This window comes from Citricoccus sp. K5, from assembly GCF_902506195.1.
GTDB lineage: Bacteria > Actinomycetota > Actinomycetes > Actinomycetales > Micrococcaceae > Citricoccus.
In genome coordinates this window covers 3,485,154-3,508,127 of sequence record NZ_LR732817.1, presented here as the reverse complement: position 1 = coordinate 3,508,127, position 22,974 = coordinate 3,485,154, and the positions used below count along the sequence as shown (strand labels likewise).

The window sequence follows — 22,974 nt, the reverse complement described above, 5'->3', positions numbered from 1 at the left end:
GGCAATCGATTGGGGCAACGCTTCCGATCATTTCCCGACTTGCATCTGAGGCGGTACGGATTGGCCAGAGTCCACATCATCGGCACCGGCGGGACCATCGCGTCCCGCTCCGGGCAGACGGGAGCGGGTGGGGAGGGCACGGACCACGTTGACGGCTCGGTCGCCTCGGACACGATCGACGACCTCGTCACCTCGTCTCCGGCGGCCGCGGCCAATGGGGCCCTCCAGATCACCACCGAGGACGTCATGACCCTGGGCAGCTACCGCCTGGGCCTGCCGGAGATCCTGGAGATCACCGCGGCCGCGCTCGCCCGCGCTGCCGAGGCGGCGGTGGACGGCGTGATCGTCACCCATGGCACCGACACCCTCGAGGAGACTGCGTTCCTGGTGGACCTGGTGAACGGCACGGACACCACGGTGGTGTTCACCGGCGCCCAGCGTGCGGCCGACCAGCCGGACTCAGACGGCCCCCGCAACCTCCGCCAGGCCTTGACGGTGGCAGCTGATCCGCGATTCCGCGGCATGGGCTCCCTGATCGCGTTCGACGGCCGGGTCCAGACTGCCCGGGGCGCCCGAAAGGCACACACCACCGCCAGCCAGCCCTTCGACGGCGGCGCCACCGTGGGCCTGTTCCGCAATGACGAGCTCGACCTCGTCGCCCGGCCAGCCCGTCCCCGTACCCTCCCCCTTCCCAGCCCCGAGTTCGGCACGACCCGGGTGGATGTCATCACGGCCTACCCAGGCTCCTCACCTGACGCGCTGCGATACGCAGCGCAGAGCGGCGCTGCGGGCGCGGTCCTGGCGGGCACCGGCGTCGGGAACGCGGGGCCGGGGCATGCCGACGCCGTGGCGGATCTGGTCTCCTCAGGGATCCCCGTGGTGCTGAGCACCCGCGTGCCGGGCGGTCCCATGGTGCCGATCTACGGCAACGGCGGCGGCGTGGACCTGATCGCGGCCGGCGCCGTCAGCGCCGGACACCTGAACCCCTTCCAAGCACGGATCCTCGCGGCGGCGCTGCTGTCCGGGAATCCCTCCATCACCGAATTCACCACCCTGTTCAGCGAACTGCGCTGACCACTGAAAGGAACGAACATGACCAAGAAGATCTACGTGTCCGTGGGAATCGACGTCGACGCCGTGGGCGGCTGGCTCGGCTCCTACGGTGGTGAGGACTCCCCCGGTGACATCTCCCGTGGGCTGTTCGCCGGCGAGGTGGGCGTGCCGCGCCTGCTGCAGCTGGCCCAGCGCCGGGAGATCCCCGTGACCTGGTTCTGGCCGGGCCACTCTGTGGAGACCTTCCCGCAGCAGTTCGACGAGGTCGTCGCCGCCGGCCACGAGATCGGCGTGCACGGCTACTCGCACGAGAACCCGATTGCCATGACTCGCACCCAGGAGACCGAGATCCTGGACTATTGCACCGATCTGATCGAGCGGCGCTCCGGCAAGAAGCCGGTGGGCTACGTGGCCCCGTGGTGGGAGTTCTCCAAGGTCACCAACGAGATCCTGCTCGAGCGTGGCTTCCTCTACGACCACTCCCTGATGCATGACGACCACACCCCGTACTACGTGCGCGTGGGGGACACCTGGACCAAGATCGACTACTCCGCCAACTCGGCCCATGACTGGATGAAGCCGCTGGTGCGCGGCGAGGAGACCGACCTCATCGAGATCCCGGCGTCCTGGTACCTGGACGACCTGCCCCCGATGATGTTCATCAAGTCCAGCCCCAACAGCCACGGCTTCGTCTCCCCGCGGGACGTGGAGCAGCTCTGGAAGGACCAGTTCGACTGGGTCTACCGCGAGATGGACTACGCCGTCTTCCCCATCACCATCCACCCGGACGTCTCCGGCCGTCCGCAGAACCTGCTCATGCTCGAGCGGCTGTTCGACCACATCCAGGGCCACGACGGCGTCGAGTTCGCCTTCATGGAGGACGTCGCCCGGGACTTCGCCCAGCGCCACCCCCGCCCGCAGGCCTGATCGGCTCACCGGCCACCATCCCCCTTTGGACGGATCGCCCGGCCCACCGGGCCGGGCGGTCCCCTCACACGAAAGTCCACCATGTCCTCTCCTCGCACCGCCTCGACCGGGCCCATAGCCCCCTGGGACGTCCCCGTCACGCCGGGCATGATCCGCAAGGTCTCGATCGTCTGCTTCCTGGCCTGGGTCATCTCCGTCTACGACTTCACCCTCTTCGGCACGCTGCTGCCGGTGATCGCCGAGGACTTCGGGTGGAGCACCGCCCAGTCCACGATGATCAACACGCTGGCCCACGTGGGCGTGTTCATCGTCTCGCTGATCGTCGGGCCGATCATCGACCGCCTGGGCCGGCGCAACGCCCTGGTGATCCTCATGATCGGCGGCGGCCTGGCCGCCGGCTTCACCGGCATGGCGATCGGCGCCGTCTCGATCATCCTGGTGCGGTCCTTCACCGGACTGTCCCTCTCCGAGGAGGTCGTCAACGCGGTCTACCTCTCCGAGATCTACAAGGACGTCAAGAACAAGGGCTTCTTCTATTCCGTGGTGCAGGCCGGCTACCCGATCGGCGCGCTGGTGGCCGCCGGCATGTCCGCCCTGCTGCTGCCGGTCATCGGGTGGCGCTGGTCCTTCGTGATCGCCGGCGTGCTGGCCATCGCGGTGGCCCTGGTGGCCACCCGCCTTCCCGAATCGCCCACCTTCGCCGCCATCCGTGAGGCGCGCCGTCGCCAGTCCGTGGGGGACGACGCCGGCGCCCAGGTCCTGATCGACCAGCACCGCCTCGAGATGGACAGCGAGACCCAGGGTGGCCTCAAAGAGGTCTTCTCCCCGGCGCTGCGCCGGCACACCATCCTGCTCTCCCTGGCCTGGCTGTTCAGCTGGATCGGCATCCAGGTCTTCTCCGTGCTGGGCACCACGGTGCTGGTGGAGGCCAAGGGCGTCTCCTTCGAGAACGCCCTGGTCATCCTCATCGGCGCCAATGCCGTGGGCTTCGTCGGCTACCTGTTCCACGGCTGGCTCGGGGATCGGATCGGCCGTCAGCGCACCGTGATCCTCGGCTGGTTGGCCGGTGCCGTCTCCAGTCTGGGCATGCTGCTCATCCCGGGGGCAACCTGGTTCATCATCGCCATGTACGGCCTGACCCTGTTCTTCCTGACCGGGCCCTTCGCAGCACTGCTGTACTACATGGGCGAGTCCTTCCCGGCGCATGCCCGCGGCATGGGCACCAACGTGGCCCACGTGATGGCGCCGGTGGGCGGGATCGTGGGCTCCGGCCTGCTCAGCGCGCTGCTCTTCGCCGGGCTGTCCATGACCGCCGCCGCCATCCTCTCCGGGACCCTCGGGTTGGCCCTGGCTGGGCTGTGCATGATGGGCACCCGAAAGATCGAGGGCCCCGGTGCCCCTGACACCCCGGCTGACATGCTGGGACATGGCAACCACCCCGGCGCGGAGAAGGACGAGGTGGTCCTCTGATGAGCACTCAACGAGACGACGGACTGGCCGGCAAGGTCGCGCTGATCTCCGGCGGCGCCAGCGGGATCGGCCAGGCATTGGCGGTGGCCTACGCCCGGGCCGGTGCGCACAGCGTGGTCAACTATTTCCCCGGTGATCCGCACGACTCCCAGGAGACGGTGCGGGCCGTGGAGGCCGCCGGCGGACGGTGCATCGCCGTGGCCGCCGACGTCCGTAGGACCGAGGACTGTGACGCGATGGCCGAGGCCGCCATGGCCGAGTTCGGCCGGTTGGACATCGCTGTGGCCGCTGCCGGCATCCTCCGGCGCAACCCGCTGGGCGAGATGACGGACCAGGCGTGGGAGGACATGCTGGACGTGGACCTCACCGGTGTGATGCGCATCTTCCGCTCGGCCGCCGCCACAATGACCGACGGCGGCGCGATGGTCGCGACGTCATCGATCGCCGGAGGGGTGTACGGCTGGGAGGAGCACGCGCACTATGCCGCGGCGAAGTCCGGCGTGCTGGGCCTGTGCCGCTCCTTGGCCGTGGAACTGGCCCCGCGCGGGATCCGCGTGAACGCGGTGATCCCGGGGCTGATCCGCAGCCCGCAGTCCGAGGATGAGAAGAACTCCCTGGGTGATGAGGGGCTGAAGGCCGCCGGGAAGATCATCCCCGCCGGCCGCGTGGGCACCGTGGACGAGACCGCCCGCACCATCCGCTTCCTCACCAGTGATGATTCCGCCTACGTCACCGGTCAAGAACTCATCGTGGACGGCGGACTGACCATCCGCTGGCCCAGCTGAGCCACCCACTTCAGAATCGACAGTCACCACATGAGAGAAGGAGCAGGCGCATGGAAGCGCTGAAGGACAAGGTCGCCGTCATCACCGGCGGCGCCAGCGGGATCGGGGCGGCCATCGCCGGGCTGTACGCAGAGAACGGCGCGGCCATCGCCGTGCTGGACCGTGACGCGGCGGCCGGCGCGGCCGTCGTCGGGCATCTGACCGAGACCGGCGCCACGGCGCTGTTCGCGGAAGTCGACGTGACCAGCTCGGATTCGGTCCGGCAGGCCATGGACTCCGTGGCCGAGCAGCTGGGCGGGATCGACATCCTGGTGACCGCCGCCGGCATCCTGGACGAGAAGCCGATGGCCGAGATGACGGAGCAGGACTTCGACCGGACGGTGGACATCGACCTCAAGGGAGTGTTCCTCGCCGGCCGGTGGGCCCTGCCGCACCTGCAGTCACGAGGGGGCGGCCGCATCATCAACATCGCATCCCAGCTGGGCATCAAGGGCGGCACCGGGCTGGTGCACTATGTGGCGGCGAAGGCCGGCGTGATTGGCATGACCAAGGCGATGGCCCTGGAGCTGGCCCCCGAGGGGATCCTGGTGAACGCCATCGCCCCCGGCCCCATCGACACGCCCCTGCTGAACGGCGTGACCGAGGAATGGAAGGCGGCCAAGCGTGCCGAACTGCCGCTGGGCCGCTTCGGCACGGCCGAGGAGATCGCGCCGACGGCCCTGCTGCTGGCGTCCTCTCCGGGCGGGGACATCTACGTGGGCCAGACGCTCGGGCCCAACAGCGGCGACGTGATGCCGTAGGGGGTCACCATGTGCGGAGCATGCCCCGGTGGCACCACGGTGTCTCACACCACGGCTACCCTCAACCGGCTCGGGCGCAAGCGCCAGGCGCTGGCAGAGTTGCGCCGCGGGCTGGCTCCTGGCTGTTCGCTCACCCTGATGGGTGACGGCTGGACCCTGCGGCGCCGGACCGGGCGCCAGGATGTCTTCGCGGACGTGGAGCAGCTGCTCGATTCCTTGGACTCGCCGGAGGCGGGCACCAGCGCGGACTGGACCGGGGCCGAGACGCCGCGGGCCCTTGTCCGGCGCCTGCTCACCCGGGCCAGGTGAGCCCGTTTTTCCCCAACCGCCGCTGGCCGGCCGGTGGATGATGAACATCGTCCACCGGCCGGCCTGCGGTCTATCAGCTCGTTGGAACCGGCTCGGCCACCCGCAATTCCCAGTCCTGGATGGTCGCCAGTTCCCCGAAGGCGCTCGGCGCCAGGGGGTCGAGCAGCTGGCGACCCTGCTGCACTCGCCGCGGCCAATCGTGCTGGGCCAGGGCCGCCTTGCCGATCGCGACGAGGTCAGCACCTCCCTCGACGAGGCCCTGTGCCGCCTCGGCGCCGGTGTCCAGGTGACCGTTGGCGATGACGGTCAGCCCCGGGGCGAACTCGCGGGCCAGTTGGGCCAGTGAGCGGGCGTCCTCGTCCGGGAACGCGGGCGCATTGGCCTTCCACTCGGTGGTGTGGAGGTAATCCACGGGGGCACCGGCGAGGGCACCGAAGACCGTCTCGGCCTCCGCCACTCCCCCAGACCACCGGTGGGTGGCGTCGCTGACCTTGCCCTGCGAGATGCGGATCCCCACCACGAAGTCGTTCCCGACGGCGGCGCGGACGGCCTCGATGATCTCCCGCGCCACGCGGGTCCGCGCCATCGGCGAACCGCCATAGCCGTCCGTCCGCTCGTTGAGGTAGTCCGTCAGGAACGCGTCCACGAGGTAGCCGTTGGCACCGTGGATCTCCACACCGTCGAAGCCGGCATCTCGGGCCCGCACGGCGGCTGCGGCGAAGGATGAGATCACCTCGCCGATCTCCTCCACACTCAGCGCCTCCGGCTGCTCGTACGGTCCGCTGCCCCGGTACATGCCGGCCTGCTGCCCGCGGGCACGGACCGCCGAGGCGGAGCGCAATCCCGAGACATGGGGATTGCCCTGGCCCTGGGGGCCGGCGTGCATCAGCTGCGCGATGATCGAGGCGCCGTGCTCGTGGACGGCCGCCGTGACGGGGACCCAGGACTCCACGTGCTCGGGCGTCGCCAGACCCGGCTGGTCCAGGTACCCCTGGCTGTAGGCGGTGTCCGGGTAGATCCCCTCCGTCACGAGCAGGCCGAAACCGCCCTCGGCGAAGGACCGGTAGTAGTCCCGCATCCTCTCCGTCGCCCGGCCGTCACCGTGCGCGCTGATCCGCGTCATCGGGGCCAGGACCGCCCGGTTGGGCAGGTCAAGCCCCCGCAGTCCATAGGGCGCGTTCAGCGTGGCTTCGCTCGCAGGCGTCGCAGTCATGGCAGTCCTCTCGGTTCGACCAGATCCACCCGGTTCGCAATAGTGGATCGATTGATCCAGTTTCACCGTGGCGGCCCGCCGTGTCAAACTGTCCTGGTTGATAAAGCAGGCGGGAGCTGATGCGAGTGGCGGGGCGTCCGAGACTCTTTGAGGAACAGGCGGCATTGGAAGAGGCCATGCAGCTCTTCTGGCGCCAGGGGTACGAGGGCACCTCGATGAGCCAGCTCCGGGAGGCCATGGGCCTGTCCTCTGCGAGCCTCTACCACGCATTCGGCTCCAAGGACCGGCTGTTCGGGCGCGTGATCGAGCACTATGTCTCGCGGCCCGGGAGCGTGGTCAGCATCATCTCCGCCAGCCATGCTGTCCCTGCCGGCGAGGCCCTCACACAGCTTCTGCACCGTTCGATCGACGAGCAGTTCGATGACTCCCACCCCCGGGGATGCCTGGTGGCCCTCGCCGCCACCGTCGGCCCCCAGGACCACGGGACCGAGTCCGGCCGCATCGTGGCGGACCAACGCGAACGGGACTACGAAGCCATCGCGGCCCTCACGAGACGTGCCTTCGACGAGGGCGTTCCGGCCACGGCCGTCACGAGCGACTCCCTGGCCCGCCTGATCCACGGCTTCATCCTTGCCCTGGCCACGCAGACCCATGATGAGACGCCTCCCCAGGATCTGCACGCCGCAGCCGACGCCCTGGCCACGCTCTGGAGCTAGCAAGGGCCGGGCCTCTGGACACATCAGTCGTCCAGAGAGCCGGCCCTTCCCGTCTTCAGCCATCCTTGCGCCGCCAACCACGCGGCGCAGAGAGCGGTCCAGGCTTCAGGTTCTCCGCTTCCGACCGCCAGTCCTAGACCATGCTCCCCCTTGGGAAAGACGTGCAGCGCGTGGGGAACTCCGTGCCGCGACAGCGCCTCGGCCAACAGGTACGAGTGCCGCACGGACACCGATGAATCATCAGCGGTGTGCCAGAGGAAGAATGGAGGCGCACCCGCGGCCACCAACTGCTCCAGAGATGTTCCTGACCTCTGCTCTGCATCGGAGGGATCCCCCAACAGCTCTCGCCGAGAACCCTCATGGGCATCGACCTCCATCGACACCACCGGATAGCAAAGTACGGCAGCGTCGACGCGCTCGTGCCCCGTTCCCGTGAGAGCGGCATGGCCAGCGACATGGCCACCCGCAGAGAACCCCATCAGAGCGACGCGTCGGGTCCCGCGGCCCCGGATCCGGGCAACCTCGGCCCTGACCGCGTCCAGGGGAGCGGGGTGCCGGCTGTGTACGGGATACCGGAAGGCGCTCGCGGACAGACCCAGCTGACGAAGCCACGCGACGACGGGGTCGGCTTCGTTCTCTGCGTAGCCGACATAGCCACCTCCGGGGCACACGATGACATGGTCCACAGGCGCGGGGACAGGAAGCTCGTTCGAGAGGGAAGACGGGTCAGCGGCCACGGAAGTCTGTTGCGGATTCACGAGCACATCTTCTCAGGGATGCACCGTGTCCGCCTTCCGCGTTTACGTTGACGGTTAACAGTCAACTGCCGTAACGTGATGTGTCGCACAACGTTTCAGCAGCGCCCCCTTGGGCGCCGCCATTGCCCGCCATGGAGCATCAGCCGCCTCCTGGCAACTGACCATTTGAGGAGCATCATGTCGAGTATCCAACGCACCGCTGTCATCACCGGCGCCACCTCGGAGAAGGGCATCGGAGTGGCCACCGCCGAACGCTTTGCCCGCGAGGGGTGGGGAGTCGTGATCCTGGACCTCGATGGCGAGAAGTCCGCGAAAGTCGCCCAGAACATCGCCGACAAGTATGGGGCGCCCGCCTTCGGGCATGAGATCAACGTGGCCGACGAATCCGCCGTGGGCAGGGCGCACGATGCCGTGGCATCAGCCGTGGCCGCCGGCAGCCTGCCCCCGGTTGGCGCGGTGGTCAACATCGCCGGCATCACCTCCCCGGTTCCCTTCCTGGAGACCACCGTGGAACTGTGGCACCAGGTCATGGACGTCAACGCCACCGGCACCTACCTCGTCTCCAAGGCCTTCCTCCCAGCGATGATCGAGAACGGCTGGGGCCGGATCGTGAACATGTCCTCCGTCTCAGCCCAACGTGGCGGCGGCGTCTTCGGCAAGGTCCCCTACTCCGCGGCCAAGGCTGCGATCCTCGGCTTCACCAAGGCGCTGGCCCGGGAGCTGGGCACGACTGGAGTCACCGTCAACGCCGTGACCCCGGGTGCAGTGGACACCAACATCCGCGTCGGCAGCACTCCGGAGCAGGAAGCGGCCATCGCCCGGGACATCCCCGTGGGCCGCACGTCGACGACCGAGGAGGTCGCTGCAGCCATCACGTTCCTGGCCTCGGAGGAGTCCGCCTACCTGACCGGCGTCACCCTGGACGTCAACGGTGGCAGCCACATGCACTGACGTGTGTCAGTGGCACAACGGCGCCCGAACACTGGGGAATCCCAGCGTTCGGGCGCCGTAGTGCTGTACGGATCGAAGCGGGTGTCAAGTGCGTGAGAACGAGACGAGGGGCTGGACGGAGACTCCTCCGTCCAGCCCCTCTCGCGTTCCTTTGACGCGTCAGTCCACGCGTTGGGTGTGCCGTGGACTCAGCAGGGATTTGATCCTCTCGGAGATCTTGGCCGTCGACACGCCATACCGGTCGTTCAGCGTGGGCAGGGCTCCGGCGTCGAGGAACTCGTCGGGCAGACCGATCGGGGTGATCTGACGGAAGATCCCCTCGCGAACAGCCGCGTGGGCAACCGCGTCGAATAGCCCTCCGATGATGGTGTGGTTCTCACAGGTCAGCACGAGGCGGTCCTGGGCCAGCTCCCGCAGGATGGTGGCCTCGTCCAGCGGCTTCAGAGTCGGCACGTGCAACACGGCCACATCGACGTTGTCTGCTTCCAGCTCGCGGGCCGCCTCCAGGGCACGCTCCGTCATCAGGCCGGTGGAGATCAGCAGCACCTCGGAACCGCCGCGGATCATCTTGGCCTTGCCCAGTTCGAAGGTGTAGTCGTATTCGTCCAACACCCGGGGCACCTTGCCGCGCAGGATGCGCGTGTATGTGGGACCGTCATGGGCGGCCAACTGCGGCACCGCCTGTTCGATGTCCACCGCATCACAGGGATCCACGATGGTCAGGTTCGGCATTCCGCGCAGCATCGCCACGTCTTCCGTGGCCTGATGGGATGGGCCGTAGCCGGTGGTCAGACCGGGCAGGGCACACACCATGTTCACGTTGAGGTTGGCCTCGGCGATGTCCAGGCAGAGGAAGTCATAGGCTCGCCGGGTCGCGAACACCGAGTAGGTCGAGGCGAATGGGACGAACCCCTCCATGGCCAGGCCTGCCGCCGCCCCCAAGAGGGCCTGCTCAGCCATGCCGATCTGATAGAAGCGATCAGGCATGGCATCACGCAGGATATGCAGGTCGGTGTACTTGGCCAGATCGGCCGACAGGCCCAGGATCCGCTCATCCTGCTCAGCCAAGGCCACCAGGGCGTGGCCGAGAGGGGCGGCGGTGACCCGCTGCCCCTCCTTGGCGAGGGAAGCGCTCATGGCATCGGACGTCAGCCGCTTCTTCGGGGCCGCCGCGGGAGAATTCGAGAGGGTATTCATGCCTGGGATGACTCCTTCAGTCGTTCGTGGGCGGTCTTCCATTCGTCTGCGGCGACCGTCATGAAGTGCAGCTTCTCCCGCTCCTCCAGGAAGTCGACACCCTTGCCGAGCTTGGTGTTGACCACCAGGCACCGGGGCTGGGTCCCCTCCCAGCCGCGGAGTTCTTCCAAGGCGGCAAGGACGGCCGCGACGTCGTTGCCATCCACGCGGCGGGTCTCCCACCCAAATGCCTGAAACTTGTCCTCGATGGGCTCCATACCCAGCATGGACTGGCTCTTTCCGTCAGCCTGCTGGTCATTGAAGTCGACGATCGCAATCAGGTTGTCCAGCTCGTGGTGGGCAGCCACAGCGGCAGCCTCCCAGGTTGAACCCTCGTTGAGCTCCCCGTCGGAGAGGATGTTGTAGACGAAAGCAGGATTGTCCTTGCGCTTCAGCCCCAGGGCCACGCCGTTGGCGATCACCAGACCGTGACCGAGAGATCCACCGGAGATCTCCACCCCTGGGGTATACGAGGCCATGGCGGACATCGGCAGGCGGGAATCGTCCGTGGCATAGGTCTCCAGTTCCTCCACCGGGAAGAACTTGGCCTCGGCCAGGGCGGCATACAGCGCGATCGCATAGTGACCGATGGACAGCAGGCAGCGGTCCCGCCCCTCCCACTCCGGCTCTTCTGGACGCAGGTGGAGCTGATCGGCGTAGAGCACGGCGAGTACGTCGGCGATGTCCAGGGCCTGGCCGATATACCCCTGGCCCTGGACTTCGCCCTGGATCAGGGCGTTGGTGCGGATCCGGAAGGCAGCCTCCTTGATCCGTTGAAGTCGTTCAATCTCCACCGGCTCCGGTTCTGTGGTTGATGGCAAGAGCTTCACCTCGAATGCTGTGGTCCTGACACGGACGCTGGACGGAGAGGCGGCCGATGCTGGACCACGCAGCCGCCACGCCAAGTTCAATGTTGACGGTTAACAGTGAATCACGTCACTCCGTTCGCCACAAGACAGGGTCTTGCCGCTTCCGGCACACAGCGCGCAGGCACCGCGTCGACGGTTAACCGCCACGTATGATCGGGGACCAACAGGTCGCGCGCCTGGCCAGCACCATGCCGGCCAGGACGTTCCACCCTGCACCCGTGTCCACGATTCTGCTAAGGACCTCCCGATGAGCATCCCGACCGCGGCCCTGACCGGCCTGGCCAAGACGAACCTGCGACAGCAGGCTTTGTCCGCACTGCGCAAGGCCATCACCACCGGGCAACTGCAGCCGGGGACCCACTTGGTCGAGAAGGACATCTCCGAACAGCTGCAGATCAGCCGCGGCACCCTGAGGGAGGCCATGCGACAACTGCAGCAGGAAGGGCTGATCACCGCCGGCGAGCGCGGCCGACTGTCCGTCCGAAGCCTGGACACCAAGGAGATCCTGGACATCTTCGCCGTCCGAGCCGCCCTGGAATCCCTGGCGGTCAGGATCCTGAGCCAGGCCAGCCATCGAGAGGCGGCCGTCGACGCCCTCCGTGCCGCCGTCCAGGCAATGGAGAGTGCAGTGGGCTCCACACTCGAGGAGCGCATCGAGGCCGACCTGAACTTCCACCGCATCCTGTGCCAGCTCACCGACAACGCCGTGCTGCTGCACTCGTGGACAGCCTTGGAGGGGTCGATACGCATGTCCTTCATGTGGGCCGGCACGGATCGCGCCGTAGGGAACATGCGGGTCGACCGGCACGCCGCCATTGCGGATGTCATCGCCGCCGGGGATGCAGCGGCGGCGGCGGACCACATCCTTGCCCACATGGACGAGGCTGCCGCCAACCTCGTCTCCTGATCCACCCGGGGCGATGACGCCGGCCGCCTGGCCTCTCCCCTCCCCGCTCCGGCCTCCCCACCCGTTGCGCCATCCCCCACGCGCACCTCCGCAGGCCGTCTTGTGCCGCGCATCCCGACGCTCCGTCCTTCTTCCGCCGCGCCCTTGCGCACCCGGTATTCGCTGTGACACACTTCACGACTAGTTCCGTTGACGGTTAACCGTCAACCACTCGACCAGCGTCCGCTTGCCGGCCCTCACCGGCGTTACCGTTACGGAGAAGACATGGACATTGCCGTCCTCGTCCATCTCGCCATCGCTGTCATCGGCATCGTTCTGATGATCGTCTGGGCGAAGATCAACCCTGTCGTGTCGATCGTGGCTGGGGCGCTGTACCTCGGTGTCGCGGCCGGCCTCGGTTTCACTGAATCCGTCGAGGCCGTCAATGTCGGCTTCGGCAATCTCATGGCTGAAGTGGGACTGATCATCGGCTTCGGCGTCATGATCGGCACCACGTTGTCTGCCACCGGCACGATGCAACGAGTGGTGGACGGTCTGCTCAAACTCGTCGGTCCCAAGAAGTCGCCCTATGTGTTGGGTTTGACGTCGGGCATCGTCTTCCCGTCGATCTACTTCGATGTGGCCCTGGTGATCCTGGCGCCCATGGCCGGCACGATCGCCAAGCGGACCGGCAAGAGTCTCGCGACCCTGGCCGGATCCTTGGCCATCGGGCTCGAGGTCGGCCTGCTGATCGTGGTCCCCGGCGTCGCCGCGGTCGCCGTTGCCGGCCCTCTGGGCGTGGACTTCGGCACCATGCTGATCTGGGGCATTCCCCTGGGGATCTTCTTCATCATTTCCAGCATCTTCCTTCACGACCTGCTGATGCGGAAGATCTTCAATCCGGCCACGGATCTGGATCCCCATTTCGACGACTCCATCTTCGGCGAGTCCCTCGAAGAGGAGCGCACCCGCCTCATGAGCCATGACGCGGGCGACGTCGCCGAAGCCACGGACATTCAGGCCGGCTCCGTAGCCGTGGAGACCCGGACACGGCAGATTCCCCTGCTCATCGCCATGCTTCCGGTCATCGTGCCCATCCTGCTCATCGTCCTGGATACCGTCACTGGCATCCTCGGTCAGGACATCCCCCTCCTCGGATTCCTCGGAAGTCCCGTGGTCGCCCTGCTCGTGGGATTGCTCATCGGCATCATCCTGGCAATCCCCACCGTCAAGCGTGACGGCATCGACGAGCTGATCACCAAGGGAGCCCAGACCTCTGGCTCGATCCTGCTCTTCACGGGCGTGGCCGGATCTCTCGGACAGGTGATCACGGAGGTAGGCATCGGCGACATGCTGGCGACCCTGTTCCAGGCCAATGCGGCGATTCCGGTCCTGTTGACGTGGACCGTGGCCGCCATCCTGCGGATGGCTCAGGGATCGGCATCAGTAGCTGCCATCACCGCGGCAGCCCTGCTCGCGCCCATCATGGGATCCATCGATGCACCGGCCATCTTGATCCTGTTGGCCGCCGGAACCGGCGCGGCCTTCGGCGCACACGTCACCGACAACACGTTCTGGATCTTCAAGCAGATGCTCGGTTTCACCACCAAGGGAACCTTCAAGATCTACACCCTGGCGCAGTCCATCTTCGCTGTCATCGGCCTGGCCGTCTGCCTGCTGCTCGAGCTCTTCCTCTGATCGCTCCTCCGCCCCCCAATCCACACCATTCCCCAGGAGTCCCCATGCCCTCCGCTTCCCCGCTCCGCATCACGTTCATCGGCATTGGCGCCATCGGATTGCCCATGGCCCGGCAACTTCTCGCCGCGGGGTTCGAGGTCACCGGAGTCGATCCGTCCGCCGCCCGACGTGAGGAGGCGGCCGTCCAGGGTCTGAGCGTGGAACCGGCGCCGGACTCTGCGGCCGAGGCCGACGTCGTGGTGTGCATGGTTGCCACGCCCGATCAACTGCGGACAGCGGCGTTGGGCGACGACGGCGTCCTCGGGCGCATGCGAGATGGTGCGGTCCTGCTGGTGATGAGCACCGTGGGGCCCCGCGCCGTGCAGGACGTGGCGGACGAGGCGCCGCCGTCCGTGCGCGTGGTGGATGTCCCCGTCACCGGCGGCGTCGCTCGGGCCATCACCGGGGACCTGCGCTTGTTCGCCTCCGGCCCACGATCAGTGGTCGAGGAGATCCGGCCGGTTCTCGACGCCCTGGGAACAGTGATCGACTGCGGTGCAGAGATCGGCCAGGGGCAGTCCTACAAGGCGGTCAACCAACTGCTCTGTTCCGTGCACATCGTCGCGGCAGCCGAGGCCCTGGCCCTGGCAGAGGAGCTGGGGTTGGACCCGGAGAAGGTCTTCTCCGCCGTGGCCGGCGGCGCAGGCGCATCGTGGATGCTCTCCGAACGTGGCCCGCGCATGCTCCAGGGCCTCGAGGCAGAGGTGACCAGCACGATCGGCATCTTCGTCAAGGACTCGACCTTGGTGAAGGAGATCGCTGACGATCTGGGATTCGATGCACCGATGATCACGGCAGCACAGGCGAAGTACCGGGCCGCTCAGAAGTCCGGTTGGGACCGAAAAGATGACTCGCAGGTCATCCAGACCTACCGCCGGGGATAGACGCTAGGCCGGAAGACTCCTTCCCAGCAGGTCTCCAGGTCACCGCTTCCGGATCACGATGGCATCGCCCACGGCACGCTCCGCACCGCCAGAAGGCGAGTTCTCCAGCTCGCCGTCCACGACCATGGCGGTGGACCCGCCGCCGTCGAGATTGATGGCGTCCACCAGCCCCAGCCGCTCGGAGAGGTCCGCCGCCTCGGAGATGCTCAATCCCACGGAGTCGGCCTGCCGGCCGTCGGCAGTGATGAGCACGAGCTGGCCCCGGCCGTCGACCCCGGCGATGGTGCGCGGATTGCGCTGGTGCGTCCAGCCGTAGAACTGGCCCGGGTTGTCGGCATGGACCATGCCGTCACGGGCTGCCGTGATGTTCCGCTCACCGTCCGTCAGTAGGTTCGGGCCCCCGTTGAGCACCTGGGTGTGCGGGGTCATACGCAGTTTCTCGCCGCGCTCGTCGAGGTATTCGTTGGTGAGCTTGATCCGCCGAGCCTCGGTGGCAAACTCGTCCAGATCCGCGGTGTCCTCGCCGATGGCCTGGATGGAGTACTGCCCGTCAGTCAGTTCGGTGCCCCGCTCCTGGTTGACCTCCTGGACCCGGCCGCGGTGATCGACGACGACCTCCATACCGTCCCCTTCCGGCGTGGTCGTCCCGTACTCCTCGGTGAACACGACGATCTCATCGGCATCAGTGCAGGTGACATCATGTTTCGGGGCCTCCGTGGGCAGGTCATCGGTGCCGCCGCAGTTGCGGATCTTGCCGGGCACGCGATTGATGCCGTCCAGGTCCAGCCCCTCTCGGCCTGAGGAGACGCGGCCCTCCCAGGTGAGGCGCTGGATGGAGGCGCGGCCGCTGCGGTGATCGATCACCAGGTTGGGACGGTCCCCCACGGCCTCACTGAGAATCTCCCCGTTGTACGCCGCTGCGCCGGCGGGGTCTCCGGGGGCGCCGTGCTGCTCCCCGTAGACGAAGAACCCGGCATTGACGTCGGCCAGGGCACCGTCGGCCAACTCCGAGGTAGTTTCGGTCCGCTCGATGTCCTCGCCGAAGGTGCCGGTCACCTCCCCCTGGAAGCGGCGCGGGTCGACGGTCACGACGTCCACGTTGACGGGACCGCTGCGGTGGCCGCTTGACGGCTGATCGCCGTCCCAGCCCTCGTACCAGGTACCGCCGGAATACCCGAGGGCCGTCAGTTCGGATCGGGCCGCCTCAGCCTCAGCCTCGGTGGGGAATGCCCCCACTCGGACACGGTGGCCTAGGTAGCCGCCGGAGTCGGCCAGCTGGTCGGCCACCACGGCCTCTGCGCGGGCATCCAGGCCCGCCTCCCGTAGTTCGGCGGCCACGCGGCGGGCCGCGCTCCGGCTGGAGACCTGCGAATCCCGCACACGCTCCTGGCCAGATGGCAGCGTCACCTGCACGGTCCAGGTGTATTTCGCATCAGGATTCCCGAGCGTGAAGGACTCGTGGGTGACACCGCGGGCCAAGCGCTGCTCGGTGCCCGCAGATCGGAAGGTCCCGACGCCGGCCGTCGGCTCCCGCTCGGCGGCCGAGACGTCCGCGGTGACGGCGGTGACCGCGGAAGACTCAGAGGTGGCGGCGACGGGCCCGGCCACGGTGCCGCCGGTCAGCAGGGCGCAGGAGAGCGCGGTGATGGTCAGGGTACGGGTGGCGGTGCGGCGAGTTGAGGTAGTCACGGTGTCCATGCTGACCTGCCCAGCAGCGGCCGCGGGCCGTGACTGGGGTCAATTCGCCGAGCTGTCGCCGAGTGTTCAGATGTCGTCCTCGTAGGCGGGCCCGCCTTCGCCCTCCCACGTCTCCAGGCGCTTGGCCTTCACGCTGTTGAACTTCTGGCGGACGCCGTAACCTGCGTGATCGTCCTCAGCGATGAACTGGGCGCCGAACCCTTCCAGGGCCATGCGCAGCCGGTGGCTCTCGTCCGCATTGAGCGTGCCGTGGCCCCGCTCGTAGGCCCGCAGATCGCCGGGTTCCAGGCCAGCAGCCTTGGCCACCACGGAGTAGGACACCTGGGTCAGGGCACGGGCGGCGCGTGCCAGGTCTGCGGGAATGATGAAGTCGTGGTCAGCCATAGCTCCATCATGTCCCGTCGGCCGCGGGTTTGCACGTCCTCGTTCAGGGCACCCGAGAGCAGGGCCGCGGTGGCGTCCACGGAGGACGGATCGAGCTGCCCGTCACAACTGAGTCAGCCTGCGGCGTGACTCGCACGAGATCGCCGCCCTGGCCTCCGGACATCCGACGCCGTCCGGTCACGGCCACGGCGAATGCGCAGTGAACCCGTGTGCTCCAGCGTCCTGGTCACTACGGTGGCACCATGGGACCTACACCTGTGAAATCAATGGGTCTCGGCTTCGCCGCCGGACTCGGAGTTGCCGTCAGTGCCGCCGTCGGCCGCAAGGTGGTCACCGCCGCCAAGGTCGGCCAAGGCCACCCCCTGAAACACCGTGCGCTGGATCTGGCCTCCGGCCTGATCCAGCCGAAATACCCGCTGGAGGCCATGAGCACCTACCTCAACGGCCTCCACATGTACGCCGACGAGATGGGTCGGCAGGTGGAGGCCTCACACTTCTGCATCCACCTGCGCCACGACCTGCACCAGTGCGTGATCTTCGATAGAAACGCGCCCGATGCCCGGCTGATCGGCATCGAGTACATCACCACCGAGGAGCGCTTCCTCAGCCTGCCGGAGGACGAGAAGCGGCTCTGGCACAGCCACCACTACGAGGTGAAATCCGGCGTACTCGCCGCCCCCGGCGTCCCGGAGCTGGCCGAGCACGCCTACTTCACCGACCTCGTCACCACCTACGGCAAGACGTTCCACACGTGGCAGTACGATCGCGATGAATTCCCCTACGGCATCCCGCAGCTGATGATGGGGCTGACCGAGGACGGGCAGGCCGATGAGGAGCTCATCCGCAAGAGGGACCGCCGCCTCGGCATCTCCACCTCGCACAAGCGAGCCAGCCGCGCTGACATCCCGATGCCGGAGGTCGCCCCGGGCGCCAACCTCTGGGAGAGCGGCCGAACCGTGCAGACCCGGCTGGAGGAGATGGACTTCAAGCGGTAGCCGAATCGTCGCGCAGACCAGGATGGTCAGTAGTCATCGGCGGAGATTCTGAACTCCTGGGCGATGAGATCCAGGGTGTACTCCTGCCTCAAACGACCGGCACTGTTTTGGTTCGCGAACATTCCCTTGCGCCAGAAGGCACCCTCCTTAGGGCGCGTGTCAATCCACTCGACCGGCAGGATCCATTCGGCCTCGTCGTCGGACTCGGACATGCCGTTTACCGCGTAGTGGTAGTTGCCGACCAGCTTGTGGTCGGCGAGTTTCATGCTCTGCCCGTTCATCATCACGGTGGCTTCGTCGAATCGGACGGCCTCGCCCACAACGGTTCCGACACCCACATACCCCTGTTTGGGGATATACGCGTTGACCCGGGCGCCCACAGGGACGTTCCGCAAGGTACGTGAGTACCATGCCCCTCCACCCGCACTGACGAATCCGTACCTGCGGCCATCCTCCCAACTGCGTCCAGGCTGATAGTCGCCTTCGCCGAACGAGACGAACCAGTCCACGCCGTTCCAGGAGGCACGTCGTGCCTTGCGCGCACGAGCGCCCACAGGAGCCACCGTCGTTTCCTCCGATGCAGCCAGCCATGTTCGTGCTAAGTAGGAGCGGTCATCCTCTTCCAGATAGGCGAAAAAGACTGCGTTGATCGGCACCCCGAAGTCGCGCAGGTAAGTGACGATTCGCTCAGAGGATGCGTCCAGTTCGCTGGCCACGATGGTCAACTGGAGATCCTCATTGAGCACGTCGGGGCGAGTCGCCTGGAAGACATCCTCGAAAGCCTCCTCGAAGGGGACGTTCAAGTAGTCATTGGCGATCACCACGACTTCGTCGGTCGAGAGAGTCGCACACCACGAGCCGTAGTCCAGCGCCTGAGCCACGACGTCCCGGGGCGTCCGGTCGCGCTTTAACTCCAGAACGTGGAGGTGGCCGTCGGCGTCAATCGCCAGCAGATCGATGAACTTTCCATAGGGAGTCTTCACTTGCCGTCCGATGATGAGGAGGGGCTCCCCCAAAAGCGTTGAGTCGTGCTCGAGCAGTTCCTCGAGCTGCCGTTCCGATGGCATGACAGTGCTATTGAGCTTCCTCGGCTTGCCGCCGTTGATGCGCCAGATTCCCATTTCGACAGCCATCTGCTTGGCTTCACCACATTCGCTCGACGTCGGTAGATTTCAAGAGCCGAGCTGCGGGCAGTATTTGCCCAACACACTGCGGACAGCAAAACGGCCGCCCACCCCGGAGGGTGAGCGGCCGTTTTAGAGTCTGATCAGATCAGAGGGGGCGGACCGACGAGGCCTGCATGCCCTTGTCGCCCTGAGTCGCCTCGAACTCGACCTTCTGGTTCTCCTGAAGTTCGCGGAAGCCGCCGCCGTCGATGGCGGAGAAGTGCACGAAGATGTCAGCGGAGTTGTCGTCCGGGGCAATGAAACCAAAGCCCTTTTCAGCGTTGAACCACTTGACTGTACCGGTGGCCATGGTGGCCTCTTTTCTTTAGGGTGCTAAACCCGCCAGTTTTTCCAGCGGGGGCGAAGCGGTGTGTACATACCGCTTCCCCAGCGCCCCATCCGACCCGAAGGCCGTCCGGTCCGCAGTGGTGACGGACTTACTGCATCTACTACAACTACTTCTGCAAGCAACTGTACGGCATCAAAGCACTTCTGGGAACCACGGGGTCCGTCGACTGCCTCGGCCACACAGAACGAGCCCCTCTGGCACTCCGGGAATTCATCGCCCCACCTGGGATTTACACTCAAATCCGTGATCGCACGAACCAAGAATCAGGGGCCCGAGCCGGCTCCGACTGGAGACACCTCGGCCCCCTTCGTTCCTCCCGAGGGATGGACGAGATCGCCCAACGTCTCGACGAGCCGCTTCGCCTTAGAGATGAGCAACACCACGCGTTGGTACACCAATGACGGTCAGGGGAACGGGTACTTCGCCCCCGGCTGGGACAGCGAGCGCATCGCCCGCAGGACGGGAGTCTTTCGCTGGATCGCTGTAGCCCTGGCCATGATCATGATCGCCGGCGGGGCCATCCTCGCGTCGGCGCAGTACGGAGAACAGATCGAGTACAACCAGCTGAAATCGACGGGGGTGCAGACGACCGGCGTGGTTGGCCCCGTGACGGTGGAGCACACGTCGGAACAGGTGCGCAGGTCCGGGCGGGCCTACACCACCCGTTCAACCTCGGTGCTGGATTACACCGTGGGCGGTCAGGAGATGCGCGAGGAGATCACCGCATCCTCGAGCACGAAGATCCGCCGCTCCCCGGACAGGTATCCGGAGCCGGCCTGGACTCAAGGGCAGGAACTGATGGTCTATGCCGACCCCGAGGAGCCCGAGCGATTCGTCCTCGTCCATGAGTACAAAGAGGCGGATGCCGATTCCCTGCCACGGGGAGTCATCATCATCATGATCATCACCGGCGTCCTCCTGATCCTGCCCCTGGTGCTGTTCCTCGCCGGCGCGCGCAACGTGCGTGAGGCCCGCAAACTCTGAGCATTCGACCTTCTTGAGCCAGGTGCGCTCATGTTTCTTGCATCCCGAGGCGGGATTCGGGAACATTCTGACGTCACTCGTCGTTACTTGAGTTGAACACACTCAACTATCGCTGGAAACACCCCTCAGGGAGGACACTTTGCCCGCATTCTTCGGCCCCGCCGGTTCCAACGGCGACTCCTTTGACGACTTTGTCACCCGCTACCTCCAGGGTCAGCGGGTCGGTCGGCAGGGACGCCCCGTCGACCTCACCCGCCTTCTGAGCAAGCGGACCCATGACGCACTGGCCACCGCCGCGACCTTCGCCGCCGAACGCGGCCAGTCCGACGTCGACGCGCTGCACATCCTGCGCACCATGCTGGGCGAGGACCCAGCCGCCGCCGCGGTGCGCCAGTCCGGCGCCGACCCGCAGGCCCTCATCGCCGCCGTCGACGACCGCCTGCCGGCCCCGAGCGAGCGGAAGGACGCCAGCTCCACCGCGTCCCTGAACGCTTCCGCCCAGAAGGTGCTGTTGGACGGCTACCAGGTGGCCCGCGGATTCGGTTCCACCTACATCGACCCGGAGCACGTGTTCTTCGCGTTCGTGCTGAACCACGACTCCCCCGCCGGACAGCTCCTGACCCAGGCGGGCGTCACCCCACAGTCCCTGCAGTCCGCCGCCCAGCAACAGCAGCAGCAACAGCTGCAGGGCCAGGCCGGCCAGCAGCCGTCGGGTCAGGATTCCGAGGCCTCCGTCCTGGAGAAGTTCGGCCGGGACCTGACCGCTGAGGCGAAGGCCGGCCGGCTGGATCCGGTGATCGGGCGGACCGACGAGGTCGAGCAGACCATCGAGGTGCTGGCCCGCCGCACCAAGAACAACCCGGTGCTGATCGGCGAGGCCGGCGTCGGCAAGACCGCCATCGTGGAGGGCTTGGCCCAGGCCATCGCCGACGGCGAGGTGCCCGCCCAACTGCAGGACCGCCGCGTCATCGCCCTGGACCTGGCCGGCATGGTCGCGGGCACCCGTTACCGCGGTGACTTCGAGGAACGGCTCACCGGTGCCATGGACGAGCTCGCCGAGGACAGCAGCACCATCGTCTTCATCGACGAGCTGCACACCATCGTCGGCACCGGCGGCTCCGGGGAGTCCGGCGGCATGGACGCCGGCAACATCCTCAAGCCCCGCCTGGCCCGCGGCGACCTGCACATGGTCGGCGCCACCACGCTGAAGGAGTACCGCACCATCGAGAAGGACGCCGCCCTGGAGCGTCGCTTCCAGCCAGTCAACGTCGGCGAGCCCTCCGTGGAGGACGCCGTGCAGATCCTGACCGGCCTGGCCGATCGCTACGCGGACCACCACCAGGTGACGTACACGGACGAGGCGCTGCGCGCCGCCGTCGTGCTCTCTGACCGGTACATCACCGACCGGTTCCTGCCGGACAAGGCCATTGATCTCATCGACCAGGCTGGGGCGCGGCTGTCCCTGAAGCGCGGCCCGAAGCACGACGCCGGCCCGGCCGTGGACACGGACGCACTGCGGTCCCAGCTCGCAGAGTTGGAGGCCGAGAAGAACTCGGCGGTCAACGCGGAGGACTACGAGCGTGCCACCGAGCTGCGGGACGAGGTCGCCCGCATCAGCGAGCAGCTGGCCGAGGCCTCTGCCATGCAGGAGCAAGGCGCGGCTTCCCGCGCGGAGGCCGTGGTGGATGAGGACGCGATCGCCGAGATGGTCTCCCGTGCCACCGGCATCCCGGCCGCCCGGATGACGGAGGCCGAGAAGTCCCGCCTGGCGCGGCTGGAGGACGAACTCCATGCCCGGCTGGTCGGCCAGGACGATGCGGTCGCCGCGATCGCGAAGTCCATCCGCCGCTCCCGGACCGGGATGGCCGATCCGTCCCGCCCGGTCGGCAGCTTCCTGTTCCTGGGCCCCACCGGCGTCGGCAAGACCGAGCTGGCCAAGGCCCTGGCGGGCTCGCTGTTCGACGACGAGGACGCAATGGTCCGGTTCGACATGTCCGAGTTCGGCGAGCGCCACACGGTCTCCCGTCTGGTCGGCGCCCCTCCGGGCTACGTGGGCTATGACGAGGCCGGGCAGCTGACCGAGCGGGTGCGCCGCCGCCCGTACTCGGTGATCCTGCTCGACGAGATCGAGAAGGCCCACCCGGACGTGTTCAATCTGCTGCTGCAGGTGCTCGACGACGGCCGCCTCACCGACGGCCAGGGCCGCACCGTGGACTTCCGCAACACGGTGCTGATCATGACCTCGAACCTCGGCTCCGAGTTCATGTCCTCCGGCGGCGCCCCGCTGGGCTTCGTCTCGGCGGATGCCGAGGCCGCGCAGCGGGACCTCCGTCAGAAGGTGATGGGACGGGTCAAGGAGTTCATGCGGCCGGAGTTCCTCAACCGGATCGACGACACCGTGCTGTTCTCGCCGCTGTCCGCTGCGGAACTGCGTCAGATCGTGGGCTTGCAATTGGCCGATTCCGAGCAGCGGCTCGCTGCCCAGGGCATCGCCCTGGAGGTGGACGACGCGGCCCGGGACTGGATCGCCGAGGCCGGCTACGAGCCGGCCTACGGCGCCCGCCCGCTGCGCCGAGTCATTCAGCGTGAACTCGACGACCGGGTGGCCGATCTGCTGGTCTCCGAGGCGGTGACCGACGGTGATGCGGTGCGGGTGACCGTGACCGACGGGCAGTTGGTGGTGCAGCCGGTGAGGGCTCAGGTGCCGGAGGCACTGGCGGCCTGAGTGGTTGCAGGCATGCGTTACGAGGTCGGGGCGTTCGTTGACCTTCGTCAGCGAACGCCCCGGCCTGTTTTCATGACGG

22 protein-coding genes are annotated in these 22,974 nt (G+C 67.0%); 14 read left to right on the top strand and 8 right to left on the bottom strand.

Annotated elements, in window-relative coordinates:
- Positions 1-60 precede the first annotated feature (60 nt).
- The 6 genes from BOSE125_RS15770 to BOSE125_RS15745 all read left to right on the top strand — a co-directional run bounded on the left by BOSE125_RS15770 (position 61) and on the right by BOSE125_RS15745 (position 5,344).
- Positions 61-1,074 (top strand): asparaginase, encoded by a 1,014-nt coding sequence (locus BOSE125_RS15770; protein ID WP_159554088.1) that lies wholly within the window; start codon positions 61-63, stop codon positions 1,072-1,074.
- 18 nt (positions 1,075-1,092) lie between these two features.
- On the top strand, positions 1,093-1,980 hold the full coding sequence (locus BOSE125_RS15765) for a polysaccharide deacetylase (protein ID WP_159554086.1): 888 nt from the start codon (positions 1,093-1,095) through the stop codon (positions 1,978-1,980).
- An 81-nt stretch (positions 1,981-2,061) separates the two neighbouring features.
- Positions 2,062-3,450 carry an MFS transporter gene (locus BOSE125_RS15760; protein WP_159554084.1) on the top strand — a complete coding sequence of 463 codons (1,389 nt, stop codon included), beginning with the start codon at positions 2,062-2,064 and terminating at the stop codon, positions 3,448-3,450.
- The gene (locus BOSE125_RS15755; RefSeq protein WP_159554082.1) at positions 3,450-4,235 is read left to right on the top strand and encodes an SDR family NAD(P)-dependent oxidoreductase; all 786 of its coding nucleotides are present in this window, start codon (positions 3,450-3,452) and stop codon (positions 4,233-4,235) included. The genes BOSE125_RS15760 and BOSE125_RS15755 overlap by 1 nt, the downstream gene beginning before the upstream one ends.
- A gap of 50 nt (positions 4,236-4,285) precedes the next feature.
- A complete protein-coding gene (locus BOSE125_RS15750) occupies positions 4,286-5,035 on the top strand; it encodes an SDR family NAD(P)-dependent oxidoreductase (RefSeq protein ID WP_159554080.1) in 750 nt (249 codons plus the stop codon).
- Positions 5,036-5,074: 39 nt separating this feature from the next.
- Positions 5,075-5,344, top strand: a complete 270-nt coding sequence (locus tag BOSE125_RS15745; RefSeq protein WP_236558072.1) for a hypothetical protein — start codon at positions 5,075-5,077, stop codon at positions 5,342-5,344.
- A 73-nt stretch (positions 5,345-5,417) separates the two neighbouring features.
- Here BOSE125_RS15745 and BOSE125_RS15740 read toward each other — a convergent pair whose 3' ends face one another.
- On the bottom strand, positions 5,418-6,557 hold the full coding sequence (locus BOSE125_RS15740; RefSeq protein WP_159554076.1) for an NADH:flavin oxidoreductase: 1,140 nt from the start codon (positions 6,555-6,557) through the stop codon (positions 5,418-5,420).
- A gap of 176 nt (positions 6,558-6,733) precedes the next feature.
- Here BOSE125_RS15740 and BOSE125_RS15735 point away from each other — a divergent pair, with 176 nt between their 5' ends.
- Positions 6,734-7,273 carry a TetR/AcrR family transcriptional regulator gene (locus BOSE125_RS15735; protein WP_201301229.1) on the top strand — a complete coding sequence of 180 codons (540 nt, stop codon included), beginning with the start codon at positions 6,734-6,736 and terminating at the stop codon, positions 7,271-7,273.
- Between the two features lie 23 nt (positions 7,274-7,296).
- On the opposite strand, the gene BOSE125_RS15730 is transcribed toward BOSE125_RS15735, so the two are convergent.
- The gene (locus BOSE125_RS15730; protein WP_236558206.1) at positions 7,297-7,944 is read right to left on the bottom strand and encodes an alpha/beta hydrolase; all 648 of its coding nucleotides are present in this window, start codon (positions 7,942-7,944) and stop codon (positions 7,297-7,299) included.
- Between the two features lie 264 nt (positions 7,945-8,208).
- Here BOSE125_RS15730 and BOSE125_RS15725 point away from each other — a divergent pair, with 264 nt between their 5' ends.
- Entirely contained in the window at positions 8,209-8,982 is a 774-nt protein-coding gene (locus tag BOSE125_RS15725) for an SDR family NAD(P)-dependent oxidoreductase (protein WP_159554072.1), read from the top strand.
- 159 nt (positions 8,983-9,141) lie between these two features.
- Here BOSE125_RS15725 and BOSE125_RS15720 read toward each other — a convergent pair whose 3' ends face one another.
- Both BOSE125_RS15720 and BOSE125_RS15715 read right to left on the bottom strand, forming a co-directional pair.
- A complete protein-coding gene (locus BOSE125_RS15720) occupies positions 9,142-10,179 on the bottom strand; it encodes a transketolase family protein (RefSeq protein ID WP_159554070.1) in 1,038 nt (345 codons plus the stop codon).
- Complete coding sequence (locus BOSE125_RS15715) at positions 10,176-11,012, bottom strand: transketolase (protein WP_236558070.1); 837 nt, start codon at positions 11,010-11,012, stop codon at positions 10,176-10,178. Before BOSE125_RS15715 ends, BOSE125_RS15720 begins: the two co-directional genes overlap by 4 nt.
- A 322-nt stretch (positions 11,013-11,334) precedes the next feature.
- On the opposite strand from BOSE125_RS15715, the gene BOSE125_RS15710 reads away from it, so the two are divergent.
- The 3 genes from BOSE125_RS15710 (at position 11,335) to BOSE125_RS15700 (ending at position 14,594) form a co-directional block, all read left to right on the top strand.
- On the top strand, positions 11,335-11,994 hold the full coding sequence (locus BOSE125_RS15710; protein WP_159554066.1) for a GntR family transcriptional regulator: 660 nt from the start codon (positions 11,335-11,337) through the stop codon (positions 11,992-11,994).
- A gap of 264 nt (positions 11,995-12,258) precedes the next feature.
- On the top strand, positions 12,259-13,671 hold the full coding sequence (locus BOSE125_RS15705) for a GntP family permease (protein WP_159554064.1): 1,413 nt from the start codon (positions 12,259-12,261) through the stop codon (positions 13,669-13,671).
- 44 nt (positions 13,672-13,715) lie between these two features.
- Positions 13,716-14,594, top strand: coding sequence for an NAD(P)-dependent oxidoreductase (locus BOSE125_RS15700; RefSeq protein ID WP_159554062.1), 879 nt, complete (start codon positions 13,716-13,718; stop codon positions 14,592-14,594).
- A 39-nt stretch (positions 14,595-14,633) separates the two neighbouring features.
- Here BOSE125_RS15700 and BOSE125_RS15695 read toward each other — a convergent pair whose 3' ends face one another.
- Both BOSE125_RS15695 and BOSE125_RS15690 read right to left on the bottom strand, forming a co-directional pair.
- A complete protein-coding gene (locus BOSE125_RS15695; protein ID WP_201301228.1) occupies positions 14,634-16,283 on the bottom strand; it encodes a phosphodiester glycosidase family protein in 1,650 nt (549 codons plus the stop codon).
- Positions 16,284-16,358: 75 nt separating this feature from the next.
- Positions 16,359-16,676 (bottom strand): hypothetical protein, encoded by a 318-nt coding sequence (locus tag BOSE125_RS15690; protein ID WP_115932194.1) that lies wholly within the window; start codon positions 16,674-16,676, stop codon positions 16,359-16,361.
- Positions 16,677-16,918: 242 nt separating this feature from the next.
- On the opposite strand from BOSE125_RS15690, the gene BOSE125_RS15685 reads away from it, so the two are divergent.
- On the top strand, positions 16,919-17,671 hold the full coding sequence (locus tag BOSE125_RS15685) for an OBAP family protein (RefSeq protein ID WP_159554058.1): 753 nt from the start codon (positions 16,919-16,921) through the stop codon (positions 17,669-17,671).
- Between the two features lie 26 nt (positions 17,672-17,697).
- Here the strand turns inward: BOSE125_RS15685 and BOSE125_RS15680 are convergent, their stop codons facing one another.
- Both BOSE125_RS15680 and BOSE125_RS15675 read right to left on the bottom strand, forming a co-directional pair.
- The gene (locus BOSE125_RS15680; RefSeq protein WP_159554056.1) at positions 17,698-18,804 is read right to left on the bottom strand and encodes an endonuclease NucS domain-containing protein; all 1,107 of its coding nucleotides are present in this window, start codon (positions 18,802-18,804) and stop codon (positions 17,698-17,700) included.
- Between the two features lie 139 nt (positions 18,805-18,943).
- Positions 18,944-19,147, bottom strand: coding sequence for a cold-shock protein (locus BOSE125_RS15675; protein ID WP_115932196.1), 204 nt, complete (start codon positions 19,145-19,147; stop codon positions 18,944-18,946).
- Between the two features lie 408 nt (positions 19,148-19,555).
- Here BOSE125_RS15675 and BOSE125_RS15670 point away from each other — a divergent pair, with 408 nt between their 5' ends.
- Together BOSE125_RS15670 and BOSE125_RS15665 are read left to right on the top strand one after the other, a co-directional pair.
- On the top strand, positions 19,556-20,170 hold the full coding sequence (locus BOSE125_RS15670; protein ID WP_159554054.1) for a DUF3592 domain-containing protein: 615 nt from the start codon (positions 19,556-19,558) through the stop codon (positions 20,168-20,170).
- Positions 20,171-20,309: 139 nt separating this feature from the next.
- Positions 20,310-22,895: an ATP-dependent Clp protease ATP-binding subunit gene (locus BOSE125_RS15665; protein WP_159554052.1), complete on the top strand. Its 2,586-nt coding sequence runs from the start codon at positions 20,310-20,312 to the stop codon at positions 22,893-22,895.
- The last annotated feature ends 79 nt before the right edge of the window (positions 22,896-22,974 follow it).

What these genes read in the sequence shown, in the direction of transcription:
- BOSE125_RS15765 (WP_159554086.1), top strand. Translation starts at nt 1,093, where the DNA reads ATGACCAAGAAGATCTACGTGTCCGTGGGAATCGACGTCGACGCCGTG.
- BOSE125_RS15760 (WP_159554084.1), top strand. Translation starts at nt 2,062, where the DNA reads ATGTCCTCTCCTCGCACCGCCTCGACCGGGCCCATAGCCCCCTGGGAC.
- BOSE125_RS15755 (WP_159554082.1), top strand. Translation starts at nt 3,450, where the DNA reads ATGAGCACTCAACGAGACGACGGACTGGCCGGCAAGGTCGCGCTGATC.
- BOSE125_RS15750 (WP_159554080.1), top strand. Translation starts at nt 4,286, where the DNA reads ATGGAAGCGCTGAAGGACAAGGTCGCCGTCATCACCGGCGGCGCCAGC.
- BOSE125_RS15740 (WP_159554076.1), bottom strand. Translation starts at nt 6,557, where the DNA reads ATGACTGCGACGCCTGCGAGCGAAGCCACGCTGAACGCGCCCTATGGA.
- BOSE125_RS15735 (WP_201301229.1), top strand. Translation starts at nt 6,734, where the DNA reads ATGCAGCTCTTCTGGCGCCAGGGGTACGAGGGCACCTCGATGAGCCAG.
- BOSE125_RS15725 (WP_159554072.1), top strand. Translation starts at nt 8,209, where the DNA reads ATGTCGAGTATCCAACGCACCGCTGTCATCACCGGCGCCACCTCGGAG.
- BOSE125_RS15720 (WP_159554070.1), bottom strand. Translation starts at nt 10,179, where the DNA reads ATGAATACCCTCTCGAATTCTCCCGCGGCGGCCCCGAAGAAGCGGCTG.
- BOSE125_RS15710 (WP_159554066.1), top strand. Translation starts at nt 11,335, where the DNA reads ATGAGCATCCCGACCGCGGCCCTGACCGGCCTGGCCAAGACGAACCTG.
- BOSE125_RS15705 (WP_159554064.1), top strand. Translation starts at nt 12,259, where the DNA reads ATGGACATTGCCGTCCTCGTCCATCTCGCCATCGCTGTCATCGGCATC.
- BOSE125_RS15700 (WP_159554062.1), top strand. Translation starts at nt 13,716, where the DNA reads ATGCCCTCCGCTTCCCCGCTCCGCATCACGTTCATCGGCATTGGCGCC.
- BOSE125_RS15690 (WP_115932194.1), bottom strand. Translation starts at nt 16,676, where the DNA reads ATGGCTGACCACGACTTCATCATTCCCGCAGACCTGGCACGCGCCGCC.
- BOSE125_RS15685 (WP_159554058.1), top strand. Translation starts at nt 16,919, where the DNA reads ATGGGACCTACACCTGTGAAATCAATGGGTCTCGGCTTCGCCGCCGGA.
- BOSE125_RS15680 (WP_159554056.1), bottom strand. Translation starts at nt 18,804, where the DNA reads ATGGCTGTCGAAATGGGAATCTGGCGCATCAACGGCGGCAAGCCGAGG.
- BOSE125_RS15675 (WP_115932196.1), bottom strand. Translation starts at nt 19,147, where the DNA reads ATGGCCACCGGTACAGTCAAGTGGTTCAACGCTGAAAAGGGCTTTGGT.
- BOSE125_RS15670 (WP_159554054.1), top strand. Translation starts at nt 19,556, where the DNA reads ATGAGCAACACCACGCGTTGGTACACCAATGACGGTCAGGGGAACGGG.